Source organism: Clostridium sp. AF02-29 (assembly GCF_934835585.1).
Taxonomy (GTDB): Bacteria; Bacillota; Clostridia; order Lachnospirales; family Lachnospiraceae; genus Otoolea; species Otoolea fessa.
The window spans coordinates 84,560-92,383 of the sequence record NZ_CAKVZK010000005.1 but is presented as its reverse complement, the minus strand read 5'-3'; the positions used below and the strand labels follow the sequence as shown (position 1 = coordinate 92,383).

At 49.4% G+C, this 7,824-nt stretch carries 6 protein-coding genes and 1 other annotated feature; of the genes, 4 read left to right on the top strand and 2 right to left on the bottom strand.

Annotated features, from left to right (window positions below):
* The first annotated feature begins 145 nt into the window (after window positions 1-145).
* Window positions 146-482: a binding site (T-box leader), on the top strand.
* Window positions 483-567: 85 nt separating this feature from the next.
* The 3 genes from PUQ60_RS02690 to PUQ60_RS02680 all read left to right on the top strand — a co-directional run bounded on the left by PUQ60_RS02690 (window position 568) and on the right by PUQ60_RS02680 (window position 3,505).
* Complete coding sequence (locus tag PUQ60_RS02690; RefSeq protein ID WP_273380388.1) at window positions 568-1,644, top strand: ABC transporter substrate-binding protein; 1,077 nt, start codon at window positions 568-570, stop codon at window positions 1,642-1,644.
* A gap of 92 nt (window positions 1,645-1,736) precedes the next feature.
* Window positions 1,737-2,645, top strand: coding sequence for an ABC transporter permease (locus tag PUQ60_RS02685; RefSeq protein WP_273380390.1), 909 nt, complete (start codon window positions 1,737-1,739; stop codon window positions 2,643-2,645).
* Between the two features lie 44 nt (window positions 2,646-2,689).
* Entirely contained in the window at window positions 2,690-3,505 is an 816-nt protein-coding gene (locus PUQ60_RS02680) for an ATP-binding cassette domain-containing protein (protein WP_273380391.1), read from the top strand.
* A gap of 7 nt (window positions 3,506-3,512) precedes the next feature.
* On the opposite strand, the gene PUQ60_RS02675 is transcribed toward PUQ60_RS02680, so the two are convergent.
* Both PUQ60_RS02675 and nhaC read right to left on the bottom strand, forming a co-directional pair.
* On the bottom strand, window positions 3,513-4,391 hold the full coding sequence (locus tag PUQ60_RS02675; protein WP_273401002.1) for an MBL fold metallo-hydrolase: 879 nt from the start codon (window positions 4,389-4,391) through the stop codon (window positions 3,513-3,515).
* Between the two features lie 155 nt (window positions 4,392-4,546).
* Entirely contained in the window at window positions 4,547-5,935 is a 1,389-nt protein-coding gene (gene nhaC / locus PUQ60_RS02670) for a Na+/H+ antiporter NhaC (protein WP_107000099.1), read from the bottom strand.
* A gap of 475 nt (window positions 5,936-6,410) precedes the next feature.
* Between nhaC and PUQ60_RS02665 the strand changes: the two genes are divergently transcribed.
* The gene (locus PUQ60_RS02665) at window positions 6,411-7,748 is read left to right on the top strand and encodes an MATE family efflux transporter (RefSeq protein ID WP_022358455.1); all 1,338 of its coding nucleotides are present in this window, start codon (window positions 6,411-6,413) and stop codon (window positions 7,746-7,748) included.
* Window positions 7,749-7,824 lie beyond the last annotated feature (76 nt).

Below are 7,824 nucleotides of genomic sequence, written 5' to 3'. Positions count from 1 at the left end.
CACGTTTTCTTACGGCACTTTCGGTTCCAAAAGTGCCTACCTGTGAACAGTAACCCGATTTTGCCGATGATAAAGAAAAATTCGAAAATAGGGTTGACAACTTAAAAACATAGTGGTAAACTATGAAAAAATTAAATACAACACTACAAAATCGATGAACAAAACGAGTACATACAGAGGTACATCACAGAGAGCCGGGCTTGGTGGAAACCGGTATGAAGGGCTGTATGGAATGGATTTGGGAGATGCGAGGTGAAAGAGTGATTCGAGTAGCTGCAGCCGTAACTCTGCGTTAAAGAGTAGGGTATCGAGAGCATATCTGATTTCGCATTATCAATCATGTCTATGTTTTCCGTACCGTAGAATGAGTCAGACTGGATGGCAGATATTTTCCATTGTGTGAGAATATCTGCTTTTTTATATAAAGTTTGAAGGTCTGAGAACAGGGGTGGCACCACGATATTTGTTTATTCGTCCCCGGCGCAGGAGTTTGTCTGCGCCGGGGATTTTATATTTCGTTGGGAATCAAAATCAGCGAGAGCCAGGATGGCGGAAAGGGAGAGTATTATGAGAAAAATGAATGGATTTGGAATGATGGCAAAAAGAGGCACAGCAGCAGCGATGGCAGCGGCAATGGCACTGACGATGGCAGGCTGTGGCGGCTCGAATGCGGCAGAGACGACAGCAGCGGCTGATTCTGAGGCTTCTGAAAATGGAGATGCATCGGAGGCAGCAGCCAGCGAGGCAAAGGGCGATATCAAGGTTGGCGTGATCCAGATGATTGATAACGGTGCATTTGCAGATATGCGCGATGGTTTCTCGGAGGAGCTGACTGAAAAATATACAGGTGGTAAAGTCGATATTGTTTACAAAAATGCACAGGGCGATGCGGCAGCGCTGAATACCATCTGCCAGGAGATGGCAGACAGCGGTGTTGACCTGATTGCAACGATTGCGACTCCGGCGACCCAGGCGATGGTAAACCTGGAGACGGATATTCCGGTATTCTTTATCGCTGTTTCCAATCCGGTCGGCGCGGGTGTCATTACCGATATGGAAAAGCCGGATAAGAATGCAACCGGTACTTCCAATGCGATTCCGGTTGAGGATATTTTCGCACTGAGCGATAAGCTGACACCAGATTGTAAGACCTACGGAATGTTGTATAATACAAGCGAGATCAATTCCGTCAGCACCGTGGAGAATGCAAAAAAATATTTAGACGATCAGGGACTTTCCTATAAAGAGGCGGTTGTTACGAACTCATCTGAAGTACAGCAGGCGGCACAGTCTTTAGCGGGCGAGGTTGACGCGATTTTTGTACCGAATGACAGTGTCATCCAGAGTGCAATGCCGATGGTAACGGAAGTGGCAAGAGATGCGAAGATTCCGGTATATGGAAGCTCCGCTGTTATGGTTGATTCTGGTGCATTTGCAACGATTGCGATCAGCGATACCGAGATCGGCGCACAGACCGCAGATATGGCACTGGAATACTTAAACGGAACTGCGATGGAGGATATTGCAGCTGTTGTGGTACCGGCTTCCAATATGGTAATCAATCAGGATACAGCCGATGCACTGGAAATCACATTCTCGGATGAGGTGCAGAACGAGGCAACCTTTGTAAAGGATGCGGAGTAAGATATATAGCAGTCTGGCTGGTACGCACATTCATTGATTGTGGAAATTTGCGGAGTAATTACAAACGAACTTGAAAATAGGAGGAAGCACACATGACACTGGTGATCGGATCCCTGCAGTTGGGATTTTTATATGGAATACTGGCGCTTGGAATATACGTCACATTCCGCATTTTAAATATTCCGGATCTGACGGCGGAGGGGAGTTTTACGCTGGGACTGGCAGCCTCGGCAGTCTGCACGCTGGCGGGGCATCCGGTTGCCGGGATCGTGGCAGCAGCTGTGGCCGGGGCGCTGGCAGGCTGTGTGACAGGCGTACTCCAGACGAAGATGGGGATTCATGCGGTATTAGCTGGCATCCTCACAATGTGCGGGCTTTACACCATCAACCTGATTGTGATGGGAAGCAGCCCGAATATTTCCCTCATCAATGTTCCGACCATATTTAAAGCGGCAGAAAGCCTGGGACTTTCAAAAGAGGCGGCAAGACTCGTGATTGCGATCGCGGCAGCAGCAGTCTGCCTGGTGCTGCTGATTCTTTTCTTCCGGACGCATCTGGGACTCTGCATCCGGGCGACGGGCGATAATGAGGCGATGGTGAGCGCGTCCTCCATCAATGTAGACGCGATGAAGATCACGGCGCTGGCATTCAGCAATGCACTGGTAGCGGTCAGCGGCGGTCTGATTGCCCAGTATCAGGGATTTGCGGATGTAAACTCCGGTTCCGGTATGCTGGTCGTAGGTCTGGCATCGGTCATCATTGGCGAAGTGATTGTTGGAAAAAGAGGTCTGGAAATCGGATTTTTTTCCTCGATTTTCGGTTCGATCATCTACCGTTATATCATCGCAGCGGCAACCAAGAGCCAGATTTTTCCGGCATATGCGTTAAAACTGGTATCAGCGTGCATCGTAGCGGCGGCGCTGGCGCTTCCGGCGATCCGTTATCAGATGGGGCTTTCAAAGATGAAGCGGACGAGAGAAAGAGATATGTATGAACAATAACCTGGAAAGCAGTTACAAACAGGGATAAAAGATGGAGATGTACTATGTTAGATGTAAAACAGGCAACCAAAGTATTTTCCGCTGGTACGGCGAGCGAGCACCACGCTTTGAACGGACTGGACCTGCATCTGGATGATGGGGAGTTCGTGACGATCATCGGTTCCAACGGAGCGGGAAAATCGACGCTTTTTAATGCGATCTGCGGCAATTACTGGCTGGACCAGGGACAGATTTTCCTGGATGGTCAGGATATCACTTTTCTGTCGGAGCACCGTAGGGCGCGCCAGATCGGGCGCGTGTTCCAGGATCCGATGAAAGGAACGGCGCCGCATCTTACGATCGAGGAAAATCTGGCGCTGGCATATACCCGGAAGGATCGGAAGCCATTTCGAAGTGCGGTCCGCAAACAGGAAAAGGATCTATTCCGGACAGAGCTTGAGAAGTACCATATGGATCTGGAAAACCGTATGAAGACGAAGGTAGGGCTTCTGTCAGGTGGTCAGAGACAGGTTGTGACGCTTCTCATGTGTACGCTTGTCATGCCAAAGCTCCTTCTTCTGGATGAGCACACAGCGGCGCTTGACCCGGCGACGGCGGATAAGGTCATGGAGATCACGCGGTCGATTGTGTCGGAAAACCATCTGACGACGCTGATGATCACCCACAATCTGTCGCAGGCGCTCACGACCGGAAACCGGACGATCATGCTCGATGAAGGGCGGATCATCCTGGATCTGGGCGGTGAGGAGAGAGCGAAAATGGGGGTGAATGACCTTTTAGACTGCTATGCGGAGAAAAAGAAGAAGGCATTTGATAATGACCGGATGATGCTGGCAGGGACTTATTTCACAGCCCCTTAAATTTTTCTTAGAATACATCTAAATCCTGTCCATTTACAACGACACCTTCATATCCGGCATCATGGATTTCCTGCAAAATGGCGGTGTTTCTGCGCGCCATCTCAGCCTCGACATCGCGGGTGTTGTCCTGGATTTCCATGTGATAGATACGGTGGTAGGTAACCAGAAGCCGCGGGTGCGCTTTGGCGGCAATCTTTGCCAGATCAACGCTGAGAGTGTGAACTTCCTGGTGGTATTTCTGCCATTTTGGCTCTCTGGCGGAGAGTCCGGCGGTGTACTCGACCTCATGGAGGAGAATATCGCAGCCTTCCGCTTTCTGCGCCACGATCTCAAGCGGAGCCGTGTCACCGCTGATCACGATCACCTTATCCGGCGTTGTAAACTTAAATCCGTAGCTTTCGAGCGTACCGTGGCTGACTGGAAATGCCTCAACCGTCACGCGGTCATCCTGATAAATGATACCAGGCTGGATATCGGTAGTTTCGACTTTGTAGCCATTTTCGTTGGCTTTTTCAAAGCCGTGGATACGGAAGTCGATGTCCGTCTCATATGCTTTTAAAATATGTTCGGTCATGTTCTGGATGCCTTTTGGACCGAATACTTTCAGCGGCTTCGGGCGTTCCAGCACCCACGGAGTAAAAATGAGATCCGGATAGCCGGCCGTGTGGTCGGTGTGCAGATGTGTGCAGAATGCGATCATCAGCCGGTCCGGGCGCAGGGCATCAATTCCCTGTTGGTATGCTTTCGCCGCCTGACGGACAACGCCAGGACCAAAATCTACAAGATAAGCGCGGTCGCCTACGACAACTGCAGAAGAAGGACCGCTGGCATTCGGGCAGGCATTCGGGGTACCGGTTCCGAGAAGTACAAGCTTTGTTTCCATCATAAATATTCATCTCCTAAATTCATATGTAATATATTTTGCGCGAAATCATGAAAAAAGTTCGGGCAAATTAGATGTGTTCAGCCTTTGCACAGGTAAACACTGTGTCAAAGGCTGCATATATGTTTCGATCATTTTGTTTTCATCAAGTGAAAGGTTTAATTTTGAGCGTCGTCTGTATGCCGGATGGAGATTCCCGTAAATCCATAGAAAATACTGAACAAAGGGGTTAAGTACAGTAAGAACAGGTATGGGAAGAATACTGACCAGGCAACGCCGAGGGTTCCAGACATGTATACACAGTAACCGTGCCACGGAATCATCGGACCGGATAAAGTACCTGCGTCCTCAAGGGTACGGGAAAGGATTTCCGGTGCGATTTTTCTGGATTTGAACAGCGGTTTCATCATATTTCCAGTCAGGACATGGGACATCGGCTGGGAACAGCTGATTAAGCTGGTTACATAGCCGACTAAAAGGCTTGCTGCAATCAGGCTGCCATCGCTGTTGATGTGATTTACGATGGCGTTTAAGAGATTGCCGAGAACGCCGAGGCGATCCAGCATACCGCCCATACCAACTGCAAAGCAGATGATTGCCACATACTGAAGCATGCTGCTCATACCGCCGCGGTTTAAGATGGTCTGTAAAATACCTTCCTCAATGCTGGTACTGTATCCGTTGTAAGCAACACGGATGATACTCTGCAGAGTTGCGCCCTGATAGAAGAAAGAGACAGCTCCGGCGCAGATGGCGGAAAGACCAAGGGAGACAACCGCGTTTACTTTGCATAAAAGCAGAATAATGATTGCGATGGCTGGAAGCAGAGTGATGAAGCCAAGTTTAAACTCACCTTGCAGGGCATCGATGTATGTCAGAAGATTTCCAGTTTCATAGTTCCCTGAAGTCTGGCTGATGCCAAGAATTACAAAGAGAACCAGGCTGATGACAAAGGTCGGAAGCGTGGTCCAGAGCATGGAACGCACGTGGTCGTTTAATTTAGAGCCAGCAACCGCTGGAGCCAGGTTGGTTGTGTCGGAAAGCGGGCTTAATTTGTCACCGAACATCGCGCCGCAGATGACAGCACCTGCCACCATGCCAGGATGGATGCCCATCGCGTTGCCGATTGCCATCATGGCAACACCGGCACTGCCGACGGAACCGTAGGAGGTTCCGGTCACAAGGCTTAATACGGCACAGAAAATCAGGGTCAGAGGCAGCAGCCAGGTCGGGTTGATCAGTTTTAAACCGCCGACAATGATGGTTGCAATCGTGCCGCTTTGCAGCCAGGTACCGATCATGACGCCGATTGCCATGAGCAGGCACAGGGTAGGAACGACAACCCGGATCGCGTCGTAAGCGCCGTTTACAACATGCTCATAATTTATGCGTAATACCTTACAAAACAGATAGATGATGATCCAGCTCATAAATAGTCCAATCATCGGTCCGCCCGTTTTCAGCCGGATGCAGACTGCAACCGCTCCGATGATCAGGAGCAGAAGCAGAAGCGACTGAGGCATGTTTAATTTTTTGTCTTCGCTCATAACATAGTTCCTCCCTAATGTGAAAGTTGTGCTTTTTTGAATTTAATGCGTTGAGGTTTAACGCGTTAAACTGTAAATTTATTTTCATTATACAGAATAATTCCGAAAAAATCAACCGTAGGAATAATAATTATTTGGCTCAAGGGGAGAGTATTCACGGGTAGGCACTTTTGGAACCGAAAGTGCCGTAAGAAAACGTGGTGGCAGCAGGAATTTGCCGTATTTAAATGCGAAGCCACGGCAAATTCCGTTACTGGGCACGTATGCGTGAACAGTAACGGAGAAGAGGTGCAGGTGATGTTCCGTGATGTGAAGAATTATGATATAATGAGCGCAAGTGAGCCAGAAAGCTGCTTGCAGATTTATGGCGAACGGCGAATGGCGATCACGATAGCTGCGTCAGCAGCGGTAAGCATCGAAGATGCGAATCGTGATATAATGGCAGAATTACTTAAAAATTTGACAGGAGAATGTTATGGAACAGAGGATTCAGTTATCGGATCATTTCGGTTTTGGGAGATTGATCCGGTTTACAATTCCATCTATTTTAATGATGATTTTTACCTCCATTTACGGAGTGGTAGATGGATATTTTGTATCGAATTTTGTAGGAAAAACGCCGTTTGCGGCGGTCAATTTCATTATGCCGTTTCTGATGGTCGTAGGTGCCATGGGATTTATGTTCGGCACGGGTGGAAGTGCCCTGATCGCCCGGATTATGGGCGAGGGCAGGCGTGAGAAGGCGCAGGAGATTTTTTCCCTTCTGATCGCTGCGACCGTTGTTTCTGGTCTGGTAATTGCGGTTATCAGTATTCTGTTTTTACCGCAGATCGCTGCCTTTCTTGGCGCGAAGGGAGAGATGCTGGCGGACTGCATCCGGTATGGACGGATCATTCTGGTGGCGCTTCCGTTTTTAATGCTGCAGTATGCGTTTGGCAGCCTTTCCGTGACGGCGGAGAAGCCGAAGCTGGGTCTGATTGTAACGATCATTTCGGGTGTGCTCAATATGACGGGAGATGTTCTGTTCATGGGAGTGTTCCATTGGGGAATTGCCGGAGCGGCGATGGCGACTGCGATGGGACAGATCATAGGCGGAACGATACCGCTGGTTTATTTCCTGCGGAAGAACAGTAGCAGCCTGCGCCTTCGCAGACCAAAGTGGGATGGAGGAGCGCTCAGACGTGCCTGCACCAACGGTGTATCGGAATTGATGAGCAGTATTTCCATGTCCATTGTCGGCATGCTGTATAACGCGCAGCTGATGCGCTACGCGGGAGAAAACGGAGTCGCAGCTTACGGAACCATCATGTATGTGGACTTTATTTTTCTTGCGATTTTCATCGGTTATGCGACCGGCGTAGCTCCAGTTATCAGCTATCACTACGGCGCAGGAAATAAAAAGGAGTTAAATAACCTGCTAAAGCGCAGTGTGGTTCTGATCGCGGCGGCGTCTCTGAGCATGCTGCTGCTGTCCGAGGTGATGGCGGCACCGTTGGCAGCTATTTTCGTAGGATATGATGCCGGGCTTCTGGACATGACGGTACATGCGTATTCCATTTATGCGGTTTCGTTCTTATTCTGCGGTTTCTCTATTTTCAGTTCCGCCTTTTTTACGGCGCTGGGAGATGGACTGACCTCGGCGCTGATAGCTTTTTTGCGTACTCTTGTGTTTGAAAGTGCATCGGTTATCATTCTGCCGCTGCTCCTGGGCCTGAACGGAATCTGGGGCGCAATTATCGTGGCGGAGTGTATGTCCGTGACGGTGTCAGTTATCTTTTTGGTGGCGAAGAGAAAGAGGTATCAATATTTTTAGACGCAGCGGATTTATAACCGGCTGGATGGTATGATTTTTAGCTCCCTTTCTAAAATCGGAAAAGCAAGTGGTGCAC

What these genes read in the sequence shown, in the direction of transcription:
- PUQ60_RS02690 (WP_273380388.1), top strand. Translation starts at nt 568, where the DNA reads ATGAGAAAAATGAATGGATTTGGAATGATGGCAAAAAGAGGCACAGCA.
- PUQ60_RS02685 (WP_273380390.1), top strand. Translation starts at nt 1,737, where the DNA reads ATGACACTGGTGATCGGATCCCTGCAGTTGGGATTTTTATATGGAATA.
- PUQ60_RS02680 (WP_273380391.1), top strand. Translation starts at nt 2,690, where the DNA reads ATGTTAGATGTAAAACAGGCAACCAAAGTATTTTCCGCTGGTACGGCG.
- PUQ60_RS02675 (WP_273401002.1), bottom strand. Translation starts at nt 4,391, where the DNA reads ATGATGGAAACAAAGCTTGTACTTCTCGGAACCGGTACCCCGAATGCC.
- nhaC (WP_107000099.1), bottom strand. Translation starts at nt 5,935, where the DNA reads ATGAGCGAAGACAAAAAATTAAACATGCCTCAGTCGCTTCTGCTTCTG.
- PUQ60_RS02665 (WP_022358455.1), top strand. Translation starts at nt 6,411, where the DNA reads ATGGAACAGAGGATTCAGTTATCGGATCATTTCGGTTTTGGGAGATTG.